Annotated in this window: 17 protein-coding genes; 5 read left to right on the forward strand and 12 right to left on the reverse strand. The window is 47.5% G+C overall.

The features are described from left to right. The first annotated feature begins 4 nt into the window (after nt 1-4). Both plsY and HGH90_RS24565 read left to right on the forward strand, forming a co-directional pair. Complete coding sequence (gene plsY, locus HGH90_RS24560) at nt 5-646, forward strand: glycerol-3-phosphate 1-O-acyltransferase PlsY (protein ID WP_145671936.1); 642 nt, start codon at nt 5-7, stop codon at nt 644-646. Between the two features lie 106 nt (nt 647-752). Next, nucleotides 753-1,559: a M48 family metallopeptidase gene (locus HGH90_RS24565; RefSeq protein WP_168766365.1), complete on the forward strand. Its 807-nt coding sequence runs from the start codon at nt 753-755 to the stop codon at nt 1,557-1,559. An 89-nt stretch (nt 1,560-1,648) separates the two neighbouring features. On the opposite strand, the gene HGH90_RS24570 is transcribed toward HGH90_RS24565, so the two are convergent. After that, a complete protein-coding gene (locus HGH90_RS24570; RefSeq protein ID WP_168766366.1) occupies nt 1,649-2,593 on the reverse strand; it encodes a hydrogen peroxide-inducible genes activator in 945 nt (314 codons plus the stop codon). A gap of 186 nt (nt 2,594-2,779) precedes the next feature. After that, entirely contained in the window at nt 2,780-3,997 is a 1,218-nt protein-coding gene (locus HGH90_RS24575) for a hypothetical protein (protein ID WP_145671927.1), read from the reverse strand. A 297-nt stretch (nt 3,998-4,294) separates the two neighbouring features. Here HGH90_RS24575 and HGH90_RS24580 point away from each other — a divergent pair, with 297 nt between their 5' ends. The 3 genes from HGH90_RS24580 to HGH90_RS24590 are packed head-to-tail and all read left to right on the forward strand — an operon-like array spanning nt 4,295 to nt 6,679. Beyond that, on the forward strand, nt 4,295-5,032 hold the full coding sequence (locus HGH90_RS24580) for a glycosyltransferase family 2 protein (RefSeq protein ID WP_168766367.1): 738 nt from the start codon (nt 4,295-4,297) through the stop codon (nt 5,030-5,032). 16 nt (nt 5,033-5,048) lie between these two features. After that, nucleotides 5,049-5,846 (forward strand): O-methyltransferase, encoded by a 798-nt coding sequence (locus HGH90_RS24585; protein WP_169192081.1) that lies wholly within the window; start codon nt 5,049-5,051, stop codon nt 5,844-5,846. A gap of 35 nt (nt 5,847-5,881) precedes the next feature. Further along, on the forward strand, nt 5,882-6,679 hold the full coding sequence (locus HGH90_RS24590) for a dienelactone hydrolase family protein (RefSeq protein ID WP_168766369.1): 798 nt from the start codon (nt 5,882-5,884) through the stop codon (nt 6,677-6,679). A gap of 74 nt (nt 6,680-6,753) precedes the next feature. On the opposite strand, the gene HGH90_RS24595 is transcribed toward HGH90_RS24590, so the two are convergent. The 10 genes from HGH90_RS24595 to hemC all read right to left on the reverse strand — a co-directional run bounded on the left by HGH90_RS24595 (nt 6,754) and on the right by hemC (nt 19,160). Continuing rightward, nucleotides 6,754-8,187: a TolC family protein gene (locus HGH90_RS24595; protein ID WP_168766370.1), complete on the reverse strand. Its 1,434-nt coding sequence runs from the start codon at nt 8,185-8,187 to the stop codon at nt 6,754-6,756. After that, a complete protein-coding gene (locus HGH90_RS24600) occupies nt 8,180-11,320 on the reverse strand; it encodes an efflux RND transporter permease subunit (protein ID WP_169192082.1) in 3,141 nt (1,046 codons plus the stop codon). The genes HGH90_RS24595 and HGH90_RS24600 overlap by 8 nt, the downstream gene beginning before the upstream one ends. A gap of 31 nt (nt 11,321-11,351) precedes the next feature. Beyond that, entirely contained in the window at nt 11,352-12,470 is a 1,119-nt protein-coding gene (locus HGH90_RS24605) for an efflux RND transporter periplasmic adaptor subunit (protein ID WP_169192083.1), read from the reverse strand. A gap of 136 nt (nt 12,471-12,606) precedes the next feature. After that, a complete protein-coding gene (locus HGH90_RS24610; RefSeq protein WP_168766373.1) occupies nt 12,607-13,029 on the reverse strand; it encodes a hypothetical protein in 423 nt (140 codons plus the stop codon). A gap of 177 nt (nt 13,030-13,206) precedes the next feature. Then, complete coding sequence (gene hemL, locus HGH90_RS24615; RefSeq protein ID WP_169192084.1) at nt 13,207-14,493, reverse strand: glutamate-1-semialdehyde 2,1-aminomutase; 1,287 nt, start codon at nt 14,491-14,493, stop codon at nt 13,207-13,209. A gap of 37 nt (nt 14,494-14,530) precedes the next feature. After that, nucleotides 14,531-15,502, reverse strand: a complete 972-nt coding sequence (hemB, locus tag HGH90_RS24620; RefSeq protein WP_211093076.1) for a porphobilinogen synthase — start codon at nt 15,500-15,502, stop codon at nt 14,531-14,533. Between the two features lie 22 nt (nt 15,503-15,524). Next, complete coding sequence (gene hemF / locus HGH90_RS24625) at nt 15,525-16,442, reverse strand: oxygen-dependent coproporphyrinogen oxidase (RefSeq protein ID WP_169192085.1); 918 nt, start codon at nt 16,440-16,442, stop codon at nt 15,525-15,527. A gap of 39 nt (nt 16,443-16,481) precedes the next feature. After that, nucleotides 16,482-17,510, reverse strand: coding sequence for a uroporphyrinogen decarboxylase (gene hemE, locus HGH90_RS24630; protein ID WP_168766376.1), 1,029 nt, complete (start codon nt 17,508-17,510; stop codon nt 16,482-16,484). Beyond that, on the reverse strand, nt 17,507-18,250 hold the full coding sequence (locus HGH90_RS24635; RefSeq protein ID WP_168766377.1) for a uroporphyrinogen-III synthase: 744 nt from the start codon (nt 18,248-18,250) through the stop codon (nt 17,507-17,509). Before HGH90_RS24635 ends, hemE begins: the two co-directional genes overlap by 4 nt. Further along, complete coding sequence (gene hemC, locus HGH90_RS24640; protein WP_169192086.1) at nt 18,240-19,160, reverse strand: hydroxymethylbilane synthase; 921 nt, start codon at nt 19,158-19,160, stop codon at nt 18,240-18,242. Before hemC ends, HGH90_RS24635 begins: the two co-directional genes overlap by 11 nt.

A 19,160-nucleotide genomic window follows, 5' to 3' on the forward strand; every position in this document is an offset into this window, starting at 1 on the left:
AGTGATGATAGAAGTTTTATTGCTTTTTTGTGCTTATCTGATAGGATCTGTTCCTACAGCTGTCTGGGTAAGTAAAGGCGTTTTCGGTATGGATATCAGGGAGTACGGTAGCGGCAATGCCGGTGCTACCAATACTTTCCGGGTACTGGGGCCTAAAGCCGGTACTTTTGTAATGGTGGTAGATATGCTGAAAGGTGTATTAGCAGTACGATTAGCTTATCTGGCACCCTATTATCTCGATCCTGAACATCTTACTCAACTTGTGAACCTGCAGATAGGTTTGGGCCTGGCTGCAGTGGTAGGTCATATATTTCCTATCTGGGCAAACTTTAAAGGTGGAAAGGGGATTGCCACCCTGTTTGGGTTGGTGCTGGCTATCCAGCCGTTGGTAGCTCTTTGCTGTGTGGGCGTGTTTTTAATGATCCTGTTCCTGACCAGGTATGTATCGCTCAGCTCCATCATAGCCAGTATTGCTTTCCCGATATTGATCCTGTACATTTTTAATGAGCCAGAGATATTTTATCGCATTTTTGCTATTGCTGTGGCACTCATGGTGGTACTCACGCATCAGAAGAATATTACGCGGTTATTGAAAGGTGTGGAAAGTAAAGTACCCCTCTTTAAGAACAAAAAAGACAAAAACTAATTATAGTTATAATACCAAAGCATGAAGCAAAAAGCTATGGCCACAAAATGTGCATGCTTTTTGCTTCATGCTTTTTGCGTTGTACGCATTTCTAAATAATACTCCCATGAAAAAGTATTTCTTATTCTTTACAGCTGCTAGCCTAGGATTGGCAGCATGTTCGCGTGTGCCTATCACGGGCCGTAGCCAGTTAAACCTTGTTCCTGAAAGCACGATGCAATCAATGGCCTTGCAGGAATACCAGTCATTCCTGTCGTCTAATAAGGTTGTATCACAAACCACCAGTAAAGATGCTGAAATGGTAAGGAGAGTAGGACAGCGTATTGCAGCGGCAGTGACCCGCTACATGAACCAGAATAATATGGGAAATGAAATCGCCAATTATAAATGGGAATTCAACCTGGTAGATAGCAAAGAAGTGAATGCCTGGTGTATGCCCGGTGGAAAAGTAGTAGTGTATACCGGACTATTGCCCGTTACCCAAAATGAAACCGCACTGGCCTGTGTAATGGGACATGAAATTGCGCACGCTATTGCCCGTCACGGTAACGAACGTATGAGCCAGGGATTGGTAATGCAGGGAATACAGGTAGCTGGCGCTGTGGCATTGAACAAGAACCCAACTGCGGTAAATGTATTTAACCAGGCATTTGGTGTAGGTGGTAATATGGGAATGCTGGCATTTTCCCGTGGTAATGAACTGGAAGCAGATCACCTGGGTGTAATATTCATGGCTATGGCGGGATACAACCCACAGGAAGCTATTCCGTTCTGGCAACGTATGGCCAACATGAGCAATGGACAAAAGCCGCCTGAGTTTTTAAGTACTCACCCCAGCGATGCTACCCGTGTGCAGAAATTACAGCAACTGATGCCGGAAGCAATGAAATATTATACGCCGGGAAGGGCCTAAGGCGGAATGTATAAAGCAGAAAGCTATTGTGGAGATTGATCTTAGCGAATATCACAATAACTTTCTGCTTTATCCTTTACGCTTTTTGCTTATTCTGTAAGAATATCTATCACTTTTTTATTCTTCTGAGCCTTCATCTTATCTGGTATATGAGCCAGGATCTCCTTCTTGAAGGCCTCTATCAGTGCCTGCTTAATAAAATGGCGGTGAGTTACCAGGCTGATTTCCCTTACTGGTTCGGGTGCTTTGAAATAGCGGACCATATTGAGTTGCCGGGTATTCAGGTCCTGCAGCGATAACTCCGGTAAAATTGTATAACCTTCATTGAGGTCTACCATCCTCTTCAGTGTTTCAACACTGCCGGTATTATATTCCAGGTTTTTGTTATCACCCATGGTAAATTTATCCTTACAAATATTCAGCACCTGGTTACGCATGCAGTGTCCTTCATTCAGCAGCCATACCTCTTTGATGTCCAGTTCTTCGGCCTTCACTATCTTTTTGTCGTAAAGGGCATTGCTTTTAGCCGTATACACCACGAACGATTCATAAAACAGCGGGTGCTCTTCCAGGTGTGGATTGTGCAGCGGAGTTGCCAACAAACCGCAATCCAGCAGTTCCTGCTTCAGCTGTTGCATGATTTGCTCCGTAGGATATTCCCATATTTCCAGCTTTACTTTAGGGTATTTTTTCATAAAGCCGGTAAGGATACGGGGAAGCAGGTAGGGGGCCAGCGTAGGGATAATGCCCACTTTCAGATTCCCCTGTATTTCTTTTTTCTGGTCGGCAATGATTTCACGGATGCGGGCATTTTCCTTGATAATGATCCTGGCCTGGGCTACCACGGAAACGCCTATTTCAGTAGGGACTACGGGTAGTTTGCTGCGATCAAACAGTTTAATCCCTAATTCATCTTCCAGTTTCTGTATTTGCATACTCAGCGTTGGTTGGGTCACAAAGCACTTTTCTGCTGCTAATACAAAGCTCCTGTAGGTATCCACTGCCACGATGTATTCCAATTGAACTGTCGTCATTTCCTCTAAATTGATAGCGCAAAGGTATAAATAAAATCTATAGGGTCGCACAAGAAAAATGCGTTAAGCAGAAAGCTAAAAGCAAAAAGCAAAAAGCTATTGTGGAGGATGACCAGAGCGGTTTTTAATATTCGCTAGGATCATCCTCCACAATAGCTTTTTGCTTTTTGCTTTTAGCTTGCTCTCTTAAAATATCCTGTAGCGGTATTTGATTTTTTCTGTATTGCTATAGAGTTCACGAATATTGATGGATGCCTGGATCTCGCCCACAGCCTCTGTTTTCAGGTTTCTAAACTCTGCCTGTTTGGTATCAATAATGCTTTTATCGGCCAGTCCGTTGTCCTGGGCTATTTTCAGCGAATTGTTCACCTTGGTGTAATAAGAATCCAACAGGGTAAAATATTCGTTGTACAGGTTTTCGAAACGTTTGGTTTGAAGTACCAGGTCTTCCAGCTGGTTATTCACCTCTTTCAGGGAGGAGTTTTCCCGGAGCAGGGATTCGTAGTCGATGCGTTTGTTCTTGGTATACTTCGCTTCCAGCTGGTTGAAGTAATCAACTACCTTTTCTTTTTTGAAGTCAAAAAAGTATTCATTCATGGTCTGGCTCAAGCCCTGGTTGCCCTTTTGAGGCGCAGGGAACTTAAGCGAGGTAGCTGTAAACGACAGGTGATCGAACAGGTTGTCCTGCAGCAGGCTTAATTGATCTTTATTGAAGTTAAGGCCATATTCAAATTTCTGATTGGCATCATTCAATGCGGTGTAATAAACAACATATTTATTGAGTTCCTTCTCAAATTCCTGCAACGATTTCTGGTTGATCTGTTTGTTATTCACACTTACGCTGTGCAGGAAGTTCATCACCGAGTTGGCAATGGCCAATGGCGGTGTTAATGAAGTGAAGCTCTGGAAAATGGGGCTGTTGATAATGGATTTGGTCGATTCAACAATTTTTGAATTCTTTTCTCCCTTATCACTTTTATTTTTCAGGATGATTTTCTCCACCAATTCCACAATGCGATCACTTAGCGAAAAGCCCAGGGCTTTACTCTCCGGGTTATTCAGCGAGGTGATAAATACATCCAGGTTATTGGTAGTAGTACGCGATTTAAGGTCAATGATCTTTTTGTTGAGTAAATAATAAGTCTCACTGGCGTTAATGATATTGTTTTTAATCAATTCATATTTAGTGATATTATCGATTTCTTTACCCTGTAATAAAGCCTGGATGGCATTGGAGTTTTGTTTATCGTTATCGGTGATCCGTTGTACTTCTTCCATAAGTTTACGGATGGTAGTATCCTGGGTTTTGATAACAGGAGCAACAGTGCTTTTTAATTCAGGATCTTGTGCTTGTGCGGTATGGAAGGTTAAAAGAAGAACAAGCGGAGCTGGTATAACTTTCATCCATCCTGATGACAGGAACCTTTGAGCCAATTGTACTAACGGTAATGAACCATAACACTTGTCAGTCAAGGATTTATCATGCCTCATTTCCGTTGGTAGGTGTTTTAACATGTGATTGTTACTTTTTGTTAACAAAAATTTAAGAAAATATGATGCCAAAAACATCATCAGGCAAAGATAAATAATTAATAACAGTTAAAATTAAATCATGATAGGTGGTGAAATGGAGCTTTTCTGTGATATATTTTGAATTATCGGCAGGTGACTTACCTTTGCAGCCAAATTTGATCCACTTTCATGCTTAATAATAAAAAGATTGTGGTTGTATTACCGGCCTACAACGCAGCGTTAACGCTGGAAAAGACATTCCGGGAGATCCCTTTTGAGATCGTAGATGATGTAGTATTGGTGGACGACGCCAGCAAAGATGATACCCTGGAAGTAGGGCGAAAGCTGGGTATCCGGCATCTGATTCGCCATGATAAGAACAAAGGTTATGGTGGCAACCAGAAGTCCTGTTATAACAAGGCGTTGGAGCTGGGGGCAGACATCGTGGTAATGCTGCATCCCGACTACCAGTATACGCCCAAGCTGATTATCGCCATGTGCAGCATCATTGCCAACGACGTATACCCGGTGGTATTTGGCTCCAGGATCCTGGGTAAAGGTGCTCTGAAGGGCGGTATGCCGATGTACAAATATATCTTTAACCGTTTTCTGACCCTTACTCAAAACATCCTGATTGGCCAGAAGTTGAGTGAGTATCATACCGGGTACCGTACATTTTCGGCAGAAGTGCTTAACAATATCAACTACATGTCGGATAGCGATGATTTTGTGTTTGACAATGAAATGGTTTCACAAATATTTATGAAAGGGTATGATATTGCTGAGGTGACTTGTCCTACGAAGTACTTCGATGAAGCATCCAGCATTAATTTTAAGCGTAGTGCCATTTACGGATTGGGTGTATTGAGAGTATCGGTGCAGCATCGTTTGCACAAATGGGGTATTATAAAAGCTAAAATTTATTAAAAATTTAATATAAGCAGTGGGTTTAGCGCAACAGTATAATTTAGCCAGCAAATACCTGAAGTATTATTTTACGTCAGGCAATCGTCATGATGTACATTCTCCTTTTGTATATGCACTGATAGAGGATGTGTTGCTGGATAAAAGCAAGCACGCCGCTTTTGCGGAAATAGAAGCGTTGCGTAAACAATTGCTGCACAGTGATGAAACGCTGCAGGTGACCGACCTGGGCGCCGGATCGCTGATTTCTGCCGGTAATGAGCGACGGGTAAGGGATATTACCCGTTATGCCGCCAAACAGCCCAAATTTGGGCAGTTATTTTATCGGTTAATACAATACCTTCAACCGGCCCGGATACTGGAATTAGGTACCTCTATGGGCCTTTCTACTGCTTATATGGCCAAAGCGGCTCCCAAAGCAAAAGTATATACCATTGAGGGCTGTCCAAACATTGCCGCCCGGGCGGCGAAAAATTTTGAAACCTTGCACCTCCGTAATATCATCCAGGTAACGGGAAATTTTGATACCGTACTGCCGGATGTGTTAAAACAGATGCAGTTACCGGATTGGGTTTATATAGACGGTAACCACCGTAAGGAGCCAACGCTGGCATATTTTGAGCAGTGCCTGCAGTTTGCCGATGAGTACTCTGTATTCATCTTTGACGACATCCACTGGACGCCTGATATGGAAGCCGCCTGGCATACCATCCAGGCCCATCCCCAGGTAACCTTAACCATCGACCTGTTTTTCATCGGGCTGGTATTCTTCCGGAAGGATTTTAAAGTGAAACAACATTTTACATTGAAATACTAACTTAGCGGTAGTATATTGGGTATAAAATTCCCGCTATGCACTACCTCAAAGTTTTGTTACTGGCCTGCCTATTAACTACCGGTACAGTGGCCCGGGCGCAGGATGACCTGTCTGCCTACAGTTCTCAAACATTTATCCGCAAGGGAGATACCCTTCGTTACCGTCTTTTACTGCCGCTGCATTACGACGCCCATAAGAAATATCCATTGATTGTATTCCTACATGGCGCAGGGGAGCGGGGTTCCGACAATAATGCACAATTGCTGCATGGCGGCACGATGTTCCTGCGCGATAGCATTCGCGAGCATTATCCGGCGATTGTTGTTTTCCCGCAATTGCCTTTGAACCAGACCTGGGCACCCATGAAATTTATAAACGATAGCGCCGGAAAGTTTCAACGAGTAGATTTCCCACTGGATGTTACCCCTCCACCGGCTACTACCTTGGTTAACGGCTTGTTGGATAGCTTACTGGCTTCCGGCAAGGTGGATACCAAACGCGTATACCTGGGCGGTTTGTCGCTGGGGGGCATGGGTACGTTCTACCTGATAACTAAACGGCCTAAGCTGTTTGCCGCTGCTTTCCCTATTTGCGGCGCCGGCAACGTAGAAGCGGCGGGTAATTTCGCTAAAAAAGTACCGGTATGGATTTTCCATGGCGGCGATGACAAAGTGGTGCCGGTAGACGCCTCCCGCGCCTATGACGCTAAACTGAAGGCCCTTGGAGCAGAAGAAAAGTATACAGAATATCCCGGTGTAGGACATAATAGCTGGGACAATGTATTTGTAGAGCCAGGGTTAATGACCTGGTTGTTTGAACACCAAAAGAAATAATGACATTTTTAAAAATAAAATGGGGAGATAGCAGCCACCTGGTGACGGCCGTCTCCCCATATTTTTCCTACCTGCTATTGGGCTGCATTAAATCCTCCGCCCAGGGCGCGATAGAGGGAAACCAGGCCCTGGTAAACATTTCGCCGGGTAGTGACCAGCGCCAGCTCTGCTTCCAGCACATTTTTCTGTGCGGTAATTACTTCCAGGTAATTGGCATAGCCGGTGGTAAACAGGATGTTGGCAGTAGATACTGCTTCCTGTAACACCAGCACCTCATTACTTTTCAGGGCAAAGGCCTGTTGCTGGTTTTCTACTTTGTTCAGTGCCGAGGATACTTCCTGGTAGCCGTTCACTATCGCCTGCTGATAATCATAGAAGGCCGTATAGGCGTTGGCGGTACTAATATTGTACTGCGCTTTTAGTTGTTTTTTATTGAAGATAGGCGCTGTTAAATTACCTACGGCCCCCCAGGCAATAGAGCCGGGCGATTGGAACAGCAGTCCTGCTTTAAAGGCATTAAAGCCGGTATAGGGCGTAATGGTCAGTGACGGCAGGAACGCAGCCCTCGCCGCTTTTACATCTGCTTTGGCGGCCGTAAGTTCCAGCTCAGCGCGTTGTACATCGGGCCGTAACAACAGCAGGTTAGAAGGAATACCTCCCTTCACCGCAGCAGGTAAGGCCTGTGTACCGGTAACGGTAGTACGTAAAATGGGTTGTGGCAACCGGCCCATTAAGGCGTTTAGCTGGTTTTCCAGCGAAGTAATTTCTTGTTTTACGCCAAACTCCAGGGCTTTGGTGCTCAGCAGTTGAGCGGTAAACTGTTGCACAGCCAGCTCAGTGGCACGGCCGCCGGCTTTCTGTATATGTACAGTGGCTACGGCTGCTTCCTGCAGGGTGATATTACGTTGAATAATAGCCAGCTCATTGTCCATGGCAGTAAGTTCATAATACAAACCGCTAACGCCTGCCACAATCTGGGTTACCAGCAGGCGGCGCCCCTGCTCGCTCCCTAGGAAACGGGCATAGGTAGCTTGGCGCTGGCTTTTTAATTTCCCCCAGAGATCTATTTCCCAGCTGCTGCGTAAGCCGGCAAAGTACTCGGGAGTAGGGCCGGGAATATGCTGGTCTTTAGTGATGTTGGGCGACAGGTTAGTGTCAAAGTTACCAACGCCATTGAGTGTATAATCTGCATACTTATCTACGCCGGCGGATAGCGCGAGATTGAGCGATGGCAGCCAGGCATTTTTAGCCATCATCAGGTTGGACTGCGCTACGGCTACCCGTTGTGCGGCCGACAGCAGGTCAAAATTGTTATGCAGTGCAGTATCTATTAGTCCCCGCAGGTACGGGTCATCGAATACCTGCGAAAAGCTGCTGAGCGAGAGCGTATCAGTAACAACTGGTACGGTTATACGTTCAGGTAGCGATAGTTCTTTCTGGGTGCTGCAGGCGGCTGTTGTAACAGCCAAACCGGCGCTGAGTATATAGTGATATAGTCGTTTATTCATTAGTGTAAGCTTTAAGTTCTACGGATTTTTTCCGGGTCATCGAGGCAAACAGCACATATAATCCGGGAATAATTAGTACGCCGAAGATGGTTCCGATCAACATACCGCCGGCAGCGGCAGTACCAATGGAACGGTTACCCATAGCGCCGGCGCCGGAGGCGATACAAAGCGGGATCAATCCTGCAATGAAAGCAAAGGAGGTCATCAGGATGGGACGTAACCTGGATACGGCGCCCTCTTTGGCTGCTTCCATTACTGTGGCGCCATGCTTATTCCGCAGGATGGCAAATTCCACAATGAGAATGGCGTTTTTACCCAGTAATCCAATCAGCATTACCAGGGCCACCTGGGCGTAGATGTTGTTTTCCAGTCCCAGTAGTTTCAGCGACAGGAAGGCGCCGAAGATGCCCGCCGGAAGGGATAATAGCACCGGTAGCGGTAGCAGGAAGCTTTCGTATTGGGCGGCCAGCAACAGGTATACAAACACCAATACAATGATGAAAATATAGATGGCCTGGTTACCAGAGAGGATCTGTTCCCGCGTCATGCCGCTCCATTCATAGCTATAGCCACGGGGCAGTTCTTTGGCCGCTACATCCTGTACGGCTGCAATGGCCTGGCTGCTACTGAATCCGGGGGCCGCGTCGCCATTGATCATTGCGGCGGTGTACATGTTGTAACGGGTTAGTTGCTCGGGGCCATATACCCGTTCGAGCGTCACAAAGTCGGAGTAAGACACCATTTCGCCACGATCATTTTTTACATGGAGGTGCAGTAGGTCGTCTGGTTTGGTTCTATAGCGGGGATCGGCCTGCACCATTACTTTGTACATCTGGCCGAAGCGGATAAAGTTAGAGGCGTAAAAGCTTCCCAGGAGTGTTTGCAGGTTGCTCATTGCATTATCTATGCTTACGCCTTTTTTGGCTGCCATCGCCTGATCCACATGAATCAGGTATTGGGGGAACTCCGCATCGAAGCTGGTGAAGGCGCTGCCTATTTCTTTCCGTCGCTTCAGTGCATCAATAAACTGGTTGGTGATTTGGGCTATCTGGCGTAGGTCGCCGCTACCGCTGCGGTCCAGCAGCCGAAGCTCAAAACCGCTGGAGTTACCGAACCCGGGAACGGTAGGAGGTGGGAAGAACTCAATGCTGGCATCAGCAATACCAGCCGTTTTTTGTTGCAGCATTTCGATAATTTTTTGTACCGATGCTTCGCGATCCTCCCAGGGTTTCAGGTTTACCATGCCCATACCGTAAGAGGCGCCAGCTACTTCGTTTACCAGGCTGTAACCAGCCAGGGTGGATACCGACTCTACTTCGCCCAGTTGCTGGGCGATGGCTTGTACCTGGTCCAGTACTTCCTCTGTACGCTCTACGGTGGCGCCGGGAGGAGTGGTCACGTTTACATAAATCATTCCCTGGTCTTCCGTAGGAATAAAACCGGAAGGCAGGATAGCGCTTACGCCCCAGGTGGCTGCAAAGAAGAAGAGTAGTGCTGCCAGCGTGATAAGGCGCCTGCCGGCGATGAAGCCTATCAGTTTGGCGTATTTATTTTCAGTGGCATTGTAACCTTTATTGAAGCCGTTGAAGAACCGTTGTAATAAGTTCTTTTTACGGGGTTTGCCGTGGGTATCTTTCAGCATGATGGCACAGAGTGCAGGCGTTAAGGTTACCGCGTTGATCCCTGAAATTACAATGGAAATGGCCAGGGTGAGGGAGAACTGCCGGTAAAATACGCCCACGGGACCAGAGAGGAAGGCTACGGGGATAAATACCGCCGACATCACCAGGGTGATGGCTACCAGCGCGCCACTGATTTCCCGCATAGCAGAGAGGGTCGCATCCATGGGCGAAAGATGTTCTTCACTCATTTTTACGTGTACCGCTTCCACTACCACAATCGCATTGTCGACCACAATACCGATGGCCAACACGAGGGCAAAGAGCGTAAGCAGGTTAATGGAAAAGCCCATCATCTGCATAAAAGCCAGGGTACCTATTAATGCTACCGGCACCGCCAGCGCCGGGATGAGGGTAGACCGGAAATCCTGGAGGAAGATAAATACTACGATAAATACCAGTAGGAAGGCTTCAAACAGGGTACGCACTACTTCATGGATGGAAGCATCCAGGAACCGGGATACATCGTAGTTGAAATTGTAGGTCATGCCGGGAGGAAAAGAGCTGTTTTTCATCTCTTCCATTTTCATTTTCACGTTGTTGATAACATCTCGGGCATTGGAGCCAGGCCGTTGTTTGAGCATGATGGAGGCCGAAGGCTTACCATCGGTTTTGGATACCATACTGTAGGTAAGCGAGCCGAATTCCACATCGGCGATATCTTTCAGGTGGAGCACCGATCCATCTTGTCCTGCGCGCAATACAATTTGCTGGTATTGTTCCGGTTCAAAAAATTTACCGGTGTATCTTAACACATACTGCAACATCAGGGGATTTTTATCGGAGCTTTCGCCCGTTTTACCGGGGGCAGCTTCAATATTCTGCCGACGGATGGCTTGTACCACTTCTTCAGCAGATACGTTGTAGGCCAGCATGCGGTCAGGTTTCAGCCACACGCGCATGGCGTATTCTTTGGCGCCCATGATTTCCGCACGTCCTACGCCATCAATACGTTTCAGCTCCTGCAGTACGTTGATGTCTGCAAAATTGTAAATGAACTGTTCGTTGAGCGTGGTGTCTTCACTCATCACATTGAGGTAGAGAAGCATACTGTTTACCTCTTTCTCCGTAGTAACACCTGCTTTAATTACTTCTTCCGGCAGCTCATCGATAATGGTAGCTACTCGGTTTTGGACGTTTACAGCTGCCTGATCAGGGTCTGTTCCTACCTGGAAAAATACCTGGATAACAGTGATCCCGTCGTTGCTGGAAACAGACGACATATAAGTCATGCCCGGTACGCCGTTGATAGCCCGTTCCAGGGGAGTAGATACGGCTTTGGCAGATACTTCTGCGTTGGCGCCGGTATATTTGGCAGTTACCGTTACCGAGGGTGGTACGATATCGGGGAATTGAGTTACCGGCAAGGTAAAGAGTGCCAGTAAGCCTACCAGGGTGATAATAAGCGATATGACCAGTGACAGCACTGGTCTTTTTATAAAGATTTCAAACATTATTCCGTGATTTCAGCTGGGTCAGCTGTGATTATAAACTCAGTAAACTATCCATGGGCAAGCTGCGCGGAGCGATTTCGATACCATCGCGGATATTGCGCACGCCTTCGCATACAATGCGTTCGCCGGGCGTAAGACCGGACTTTACAATGTAGAAATGTGCGAAGCGGGCCTGCGGGATAAAGTTTCTCATTTTCACTTTGTTGGCAGCATCTACCACGAAAACATAGTTTTTATCCTGCATTTCGAATACAGCTTTCTGCGGAATAATGACAGCGCTATCCATTTCGGTAGTGAGCCGCACTTTACCGCTGGCGCCGTGCTTCAGGAGTTTAGACGGGTTGGGGAAACGGGCACGGAAGGCAATGGAGCCGGTATTCTCTTCAAATTCTCCTTCCATGGTTTCTATATTGCCGGGCTGGTTGTAGTCTGAACCATCTGCCAGTACGAGCGCCACTTTGCGGTAGCTATTATCGCCTTTGGCAAGTGCTTTATTGTATTGAAGGTATTCCGTTTCGGATACGTTGAAATAAGCGTATACTTCTCGTGTATCCGATACGGTAGTTAACAGGGAACCTTCGCTGATGAGACTTCCTTTTTTCAGTGGAATACGGTCGACGATACCGTCGAAAGGCGCCCGGATGCTGGTATAGGAGAGGCGCATTTCTGCATTGGAAACAGCCGAACGGGCTTCTTCTATTTTGGCCTGAGCTGCTGTGAGTTTGGCGTTGGCTACTTCCAGTTCGGAGGAGGCAATTACTTTTTTGTCTACCAGCAAAGTAACGCGATCTACTTCCAGTGCGGCCGCTTTACTTTCTGCGATCAGGCTGCTCAATACGGCTTTGGCTTTTACCAACTCGGCCCGGTATTCGGCATCGCTGATGCCGAAGAGCAGTTGCCCTTTTTTTACTTCCTGTCCTTCATCAACGAATATTTTATCGAGAAACCCGTTTACACGGGCCCGTATTTCTACATTCTGCACCGCCTGTATATCGGTTACGTAAGAACGGTGAAGGGTAGTATCTTTTGTTACCAGGGTGGTAACGGGTAATGATTTGAGTGCCTCTTTGTTGGTACTTTCTCCCTTGGTGGCACAACCAGCCATAAAAAGAGCGGTCAGCGATGTTAAGATCCCTGTATAATGACGCATAGCAATAAAATATTGATCCCGGTTTAACCGGAATAAGTGAATACAACACAGCAGCTACCTGTTTGCCGGAATAGCAGCAAATGCAGGCATCTCCTTAAACAATAAAAGTGGTTACAATCGTAAAAGGGGGTGGTATTCAGAAGGGAGTAAACCGGAATAGAAAGGAATAGTAGGCGGGCAGAAAGGACTTCTGGCGCACATATTCACCGGTTTTATTTTCAGTGAGATAAATATTTCTGGCGGTGTTATCCGCATCCAGGTATACAATACGGGTGGCCGTACTTACCTGTGGTGCGGAGGCTGTGAGGTACCAGCGCGTTTTACGGCGATGTTTGGTAACCTGCCATACATCCATGCCCCCGTCATCATCGGCTTCCAGCTGCACCGGCATTTTGTGTACGAGGTGCAGTAGTTGGTCTTGCTGTGCCTGTTGTGCCCGGATCTCGTGCAGGAAATGACGATGTGCCGCAAACGCAGGTACAAAGCCGGCTACCAGCTGTATACACAGCAGGAAGGCGACAGTTATCCAACGTTTTAATATAGGCACCTGGTTATTCATGAAGGTCCAAAATTAATATTTTTTGAATTATTGGCAGGTTAGTTTATTGTAAAGGGAATATAGCCGGATAAAAGGTAATGAGTCCGGAGGCTCCGGGAGCAGGTTTGAAGGGAAAATAAAAGGCCGTCTCAGGGTATGAGACAGCCTTTTCCACTCAGCACAGGATTGAATTGTTAACTATTTGATTGCCTGCATGGCAGATTTAGCAGCAGTAATGGTTTGATCCAGGTCTTCGGTGGTGAGTGCGTTGCACATGAACCAGCTTTCGAAGGCAGAAGGTGGCAGGTATACGCCGCGTTCCAGCATAGCATGGAAGAAACGCTTGAATATTTCGTTATTGGCAGCGGAGGCAGACGAGAAATCGATAATTGGATACTCGGTAAAGTGTGCGCTCAGCATAGAGCCTATCTGGTTAATGCTATGAACAATACCGGCCGCGCCAAAAGCTTCTTTTAAGCCATTTACCAGGTAGGTGGCTTTTTCGGCGAGTTGCTGGTAGATCACCGGGTTGTCGTTGAGCGTTTGCAATAAGGTATAGCCGGCGATCATAGCGATTGGGTTACCACTCAGGGTTCCTGCCTGGTATACTTTCCCAGCAGGGGCCAGGTTTTCCATGATTTCCCTTGGGCCAGCGATGGCGCCTACAGGCATACCAGCACCGATAATTTTACCGAAGGTAACCAGGTCGGCTTTGATGCCCAGCAGTTCCTGTGCACCGCCACGGGCCAGCCGGAAGCCGGTCATCACCTCGTCAAAGATCAATACGATATTATGCTCGTCACAAACCTTGCGCAGCCCTTCCAGGAATCCCGGTTGTGGCAGGATACAGCCCATATTGCCGGCTATTGGTTCTACAATAATGGCGGCAATTTGCCCGGCATATTCTGTTACCAGTTGTTCTACTGCCGGCAGATTATTATAGGGAGCAGTAAGGGTATCATCGGCTACTGTGGCGGTTACGCCGGGGATAGACTGGATGCCCAGTGTGGCTACACCGCTGCCTGCGCTAACCAGGAACGCATCGGCGTGACCATGGTAACAGCCTTCAAACTTGATGAATTTATTCCTGCCGGTATAGCCCCTGGCGAGCCTGAGGGCTGTCATACAGGCTTCTGTGCCGGAGTTGACCATGCGTACCATGTCGATGTTAGGTACCATGCTCACAATCAGCGCTGCGATTTTTATTTCGAGTTCGGTAGGCGCGCCAAAAGAAGTGGAGTAAGCAGCATATTCCTGGATGGCTTTTACCACTGGCTCATAAGCATGACCAAGGATCATAGGGCCCCAGGAATTAATATAGTCGATATAGCGATTACCGTCTACATCGTACATGTAGGCGCCTTTCGCGCGTTCCATGAATATGGGATTGCCGCCTACGCTTTTAAATGCACGTACGGGAGAGTTTACGCCGCCAGGGATCACCTCTTTGGCCTTCCCGAATAACATTTCACTTTTACTGTACATCTGTGGGATGATTTATTGTTTTACGCAAGATACTGAATTATGCATTCAGCAGTTTTACGGCGTCTTTCGCGAAATAGGTAGCAATCAGATCCGCACCTGCACGCTTAATGCTGGTAAGGCTTTCCAGGACGGCCTTGTTTTCATTGAGCCATCCTCTTTCTGCTGCTGCTTTGATCATGGAATATTCTCCGCTTACATGATAGGCGCTAACAGGAACGGTTACACGGTCTTTGATAATACGCATGATGTCGAGGTAAGCCATCGCTGGTTTTACCATCACAATGTCTGCGCCTTCTTCAATATCCATCAGCGTTTCCTTGATGGCTTCGCGGGAGTTGGCGTAGTCCATCTGGTAGGTTTTTTTATCACCGAATCCGGGAGCAGAGTCGAGTGCATCACGGAAGGGGCCATAAAAGCAGGAAGCATATTTGGCACTGTAGGCCATAATGCCGGTTTTATCGAACCCATTTTCCTCCAGGATATTGCGAATAGCGAGGATACGGCCATCCATCATATCGCTGGGCGCTACGATGTCGGCGCCTGCCTGCGCGTGACTGAGACTCATACGTGCCAGCACCTCTACGGTAGGATCGTTCACTATTTCGGTGCCTTCTACAATGCCATCATGGCCGTAGGAGGAGTAAGGATCCAGGGCCACATCCGTCATCACCACCATATCGGGGATGGCATTCTTGATGCCCCGGATAGCGCGTTGCATCAACCCGTTTGGATTAACGGCTTCTGTTCCTTTATTATCTTTTACATTGTCGGGCGCTTTTACAAACAGTAAAACACTTTTAATGCCGAGGTTCCAGAGCTCTTTGGCTTCTTTAATGGTCAGGTCCAACGAGTACCTGAAATAACCTGGCATAGAGCTGATCTCTTCTTTCACATTTTCTCCTTCGGTAACAAATAACGGCGCAATGAAGTCGCTGGGTGTTAATATAGTTTCCGCTACCATTGCACGAATGGCGGGAGATACTCTTAGGATTCTGTTTCTTCTGATCATCTTTATAAAAGTTTTATTGTTTCTATTGGGCTGTCTTTGTCCAGTTGCGAGGTTTTAAAAACTCTTCCAGCTGTGCTTCAGGGCTTCCCGGAGTGGTGTGAAAATCGTATTCCCAGCGGGCTACCGGGGGGAGGCTCATCAGGATGGATTCTGTGCGGCCATTGGTTTTTAAGCCAAACAAGGTGCCCCTGTCATGAATGAGATTGAACTCTACATAACGTCCACGTCTGTACGCCTGCCAGCTTTTATGCGCTTCTGTATAAGGAATGTTTTTGGTTTTTTCTACGATAGGCAGGTAAGCTTCCAGGAAGGCGTTGCCATTGGCTTTGGAAAAGGCCAGCAGCTCCTCTGCTGTTTTGCTTTCATTGGGCCGGAGGTAATCGTAGAAAATACCGCCTATACCGCGGGCTTCGTTGTTGCGATGTTTATTGATAAAATATTCATCGCAGTGTTTTTTATATTTTGGGTAGAGATCTGTTCCAAAAGGATCGCAGGCATTTTTAAAGGTCTGGTGAAAATGGATACCATCTTTTTCGTCCAGGTAATAGGGCGTCAGGTCGGCCCCACCGCCAAACCAACTGTCTTTTATCCTACCGTCGGCTTCATACAGTTCAAAGTAGCGGAAGTTGGCATGTACGGTGGGTACAAATGGATTCAGCGGATGAATAACTAGGGAGATGCCACAGGCCATGAACTGGCTGTTGGAAACGCCAAACTGCTGTGCCATGGCCTCCGGCAGGTCGCCATGCACCACCGAGGTATTTACGCCCCCTTTTTCAAATACATTTCCATTGGCAATTACGCGTGATTTTCCGCCACCGCCGCCGGCCCGCTCCCAACGGTCTTCGCGGAAAGTAGCTTTGCCGTCGGTTTTTTCCAGGGCAGTGCAAATTTCGTCCTGTAACCCGTGTATAAAAGAGATGAAATCGTTTTTTACCATAGTGCCTTACTTTTAATGATCAATCGCCTGTACGCGTTGTTACCCATGTGCTTTCACGGTTTCCACGAATGCTTTTGCATGGTCTACCGGTACATTGGGCAAAATGCCATGTCCCAGGTTGGCGATGTAACGCTGTCTGCCGAAGCCTTTCAGCATTTCCTTCACCGACTTTTCAATTTCAGGGATAGGAGCCAGCAATTTAGCCGGGTCAAAGTTACCCTGTAAGGCAATGTTGTTGCCGGCAAACTGGCGGGCCAGTTCGGGTTTAATACACCAGTCGATGCCCAGGCCATGTGCACCTGTAGCGGCCATGTCTTCCAGTGCAAACCAGGCGCCTTTTGCAAACACGATAGTCGGACAAATGTCTTTCATCGCGGCTACTATCTGGCGGATATATTGTAAAGAAAATACTTCGAAGTCCTGCGGGCTCAGCAAGCCCCCCCAGGAGTCAAATACCTGTACCGTATCTGCGCCGGCGGCTACCTGTGCTTTCAGGTAAGCGATGGTGGTGTCGGTGATCATTTGCAGCAGCTGATGGGCTACTGCGGGCTGCTGGTAGCAGAATGCCTTTGCTTCGTCGAAGGTTTTAGAGCCTTTTCCCTGTACCATATAGCAGAGCAGTGTCCAGGGGGCGCCACCAAAGCCGATGAGCGGCACGCGGCCATCCAGTGTCTTTTTTGTGAGTTTCAGCGCATCAAATACATAGTGCAGTCTTTCCTGTACATCCGGCACGCATACGCGTTGTAGATCGGCGGCCGATTTAATAGGAGCTGGCAGCAGGGGACCTACTTTTTCCACCAGCTGTACTTCCAGGCCCATGGCCTGTGGTACTACCAGGATATCAGAAAAAATGATGGCGGCATCAACGCCTACCTGGTCTACCGGCATAACGGTTATTTCTGTGGCCAGCTCAGGATTTTCACAACGTTCAAAAAAGGAATATTTATCACGCAGTTTGATATAATCCGGGAGGTAGCGACCAGCCTGGCGCATCATCCATACGGGTGTGCGGGAAACGGTTTCACCTTTAAGGGCCTTCAGTAATAAGTCGTTCTTCAATGCGCTCATTCGTAGCAATTAATGTTGTTAAAATAAAATATAGCTGTTTGCACCATGTACGCTTCATCTGTACCGGGGCTTATTATAATCTTGTTGTCGGTATGCTCTTTCAGCGCAGTGGCTGTTGTACGGCCAATGGCAAAGCAAACCGTTTTAGGCGCCAGTTTATTGGCGGAGAAATAACTTTTAACGGCGCTGGGACTGAAAAAGAATATACCATCATAATCGGTGGCGACTACTTCCGGTGTGGGAATATTTTCGTAGATCACGTATTCGTTAACGGTAATCCCTGCGGCTGTTAATATACCGGGTAGTTCATCTCTGCGCTGTGTACCGCAGAAGAAATTTACTTCTGTGATATTACCCAGTTGGATGATGGCAGCTGCGAGGTCTTTGCCATAGGCTGCTTCCGCCAGTATTTTACAATCAACGAAGGTTTCTTCCAGTAGCTGTTTTGTTTTTCCGGAGATACAGCAAATGTTGGTGTCCCGGATAACGTACCAGTCGGCCCCTTGTCTCAGGTAATGTTTAGCTAGTATTTTTACAGCATTGGCGCTGGTAAAAACCTGTACGGTACCGGGTCGGAAGAGGTGGAACATTTTTTCCTGACCCCATAGTGCTTCGTTGGGGAGCGGTTTTATCTGGATAAAATCTTTGACGTCTATATGAATACCATTTTCACCAGCAACAGCGATGGAGCTGTCTGTCAGAGGTCTGGTGCATAATATGCGGTATTGATCATTTGGCATTTCTGATCTGAGCTACAATTTCAGCGCCACCTTGCGCCATAATTTCCTCTGCGGCACGTTGGCCCAGCTGTTGGGCCTGATCCAGGGATACTTCGTGTGAAGTACTGAAAAACTGCGATCCGTCCAGGCTGCAGAGTTCTCCGCTAAAGTGAACGGTATGGTCTTGTATATAAGCATACGCGCTGATAGGGGTGGTGCATCCGCCCATCAGGGTACGTAAAAATTCGCGTTCTATTTGCGTGGTCAGGGCCGTGTCTGCATCGTTGAAGGCGGCACAGGCATCCAGGCAAAATTGGTCATCTTCTCTGCATACGGCTACTACGGCGCCTTGAGCGGGAGCTGGCAGCATCCAGTCGAGATAGATGGATGTAGCCGGGCGTACATTAATCCTCTCCAGCCCTGCGGCGGCGAAGATAGCGCCGTCCCAGTTTTCGGCGGCCAGTTTCTGGAGGCGAGTATTTACATTCCCGCGCAGATTGTGTAGCCGGTGCTGTGGATATTTGCGCAACCATTGGGCTTTACGGCGCACGCTGCTGGTAGCAATGTGAGCAATGTACCCAGGCTGTTCGAGGAAGTCGGTATTCGTTTTATATACCAGCAAATCTTTTACGGGGCCACGTTTCAGGATGGCGGCATGTACTATTTGCTGAGGTAATTGTGTAGGAACGTCTTTAAAGGAATGAACGGCAATGTCTATACGCTTGTTAAGCAGTGCGAGGTCCAGGCTTTTGGTGAAAATACCTTGTACACCTATTTCATAGAGCGGTGTTACCAGGTCAATATCGCCTTCGCTTTTGATGGGCACCAGTTCGGTGCGGTAACCCTGTGCGGTGAGCAAATCGTTTACCTGGTGCGCCTGCCAGAGTGCCAGCTGACTGTCTCTTGTACCTATCCTGATAACTTTTTCCAT

It is taken from the genome of Chitinophaga sp. Ak27, from assembly GCF_012726295.1.
Lineage (GTDB): Bacteria > Bacteroidota > Bacteroidia > Chitinophagales > Chitinophagaceae > Chitinophaga.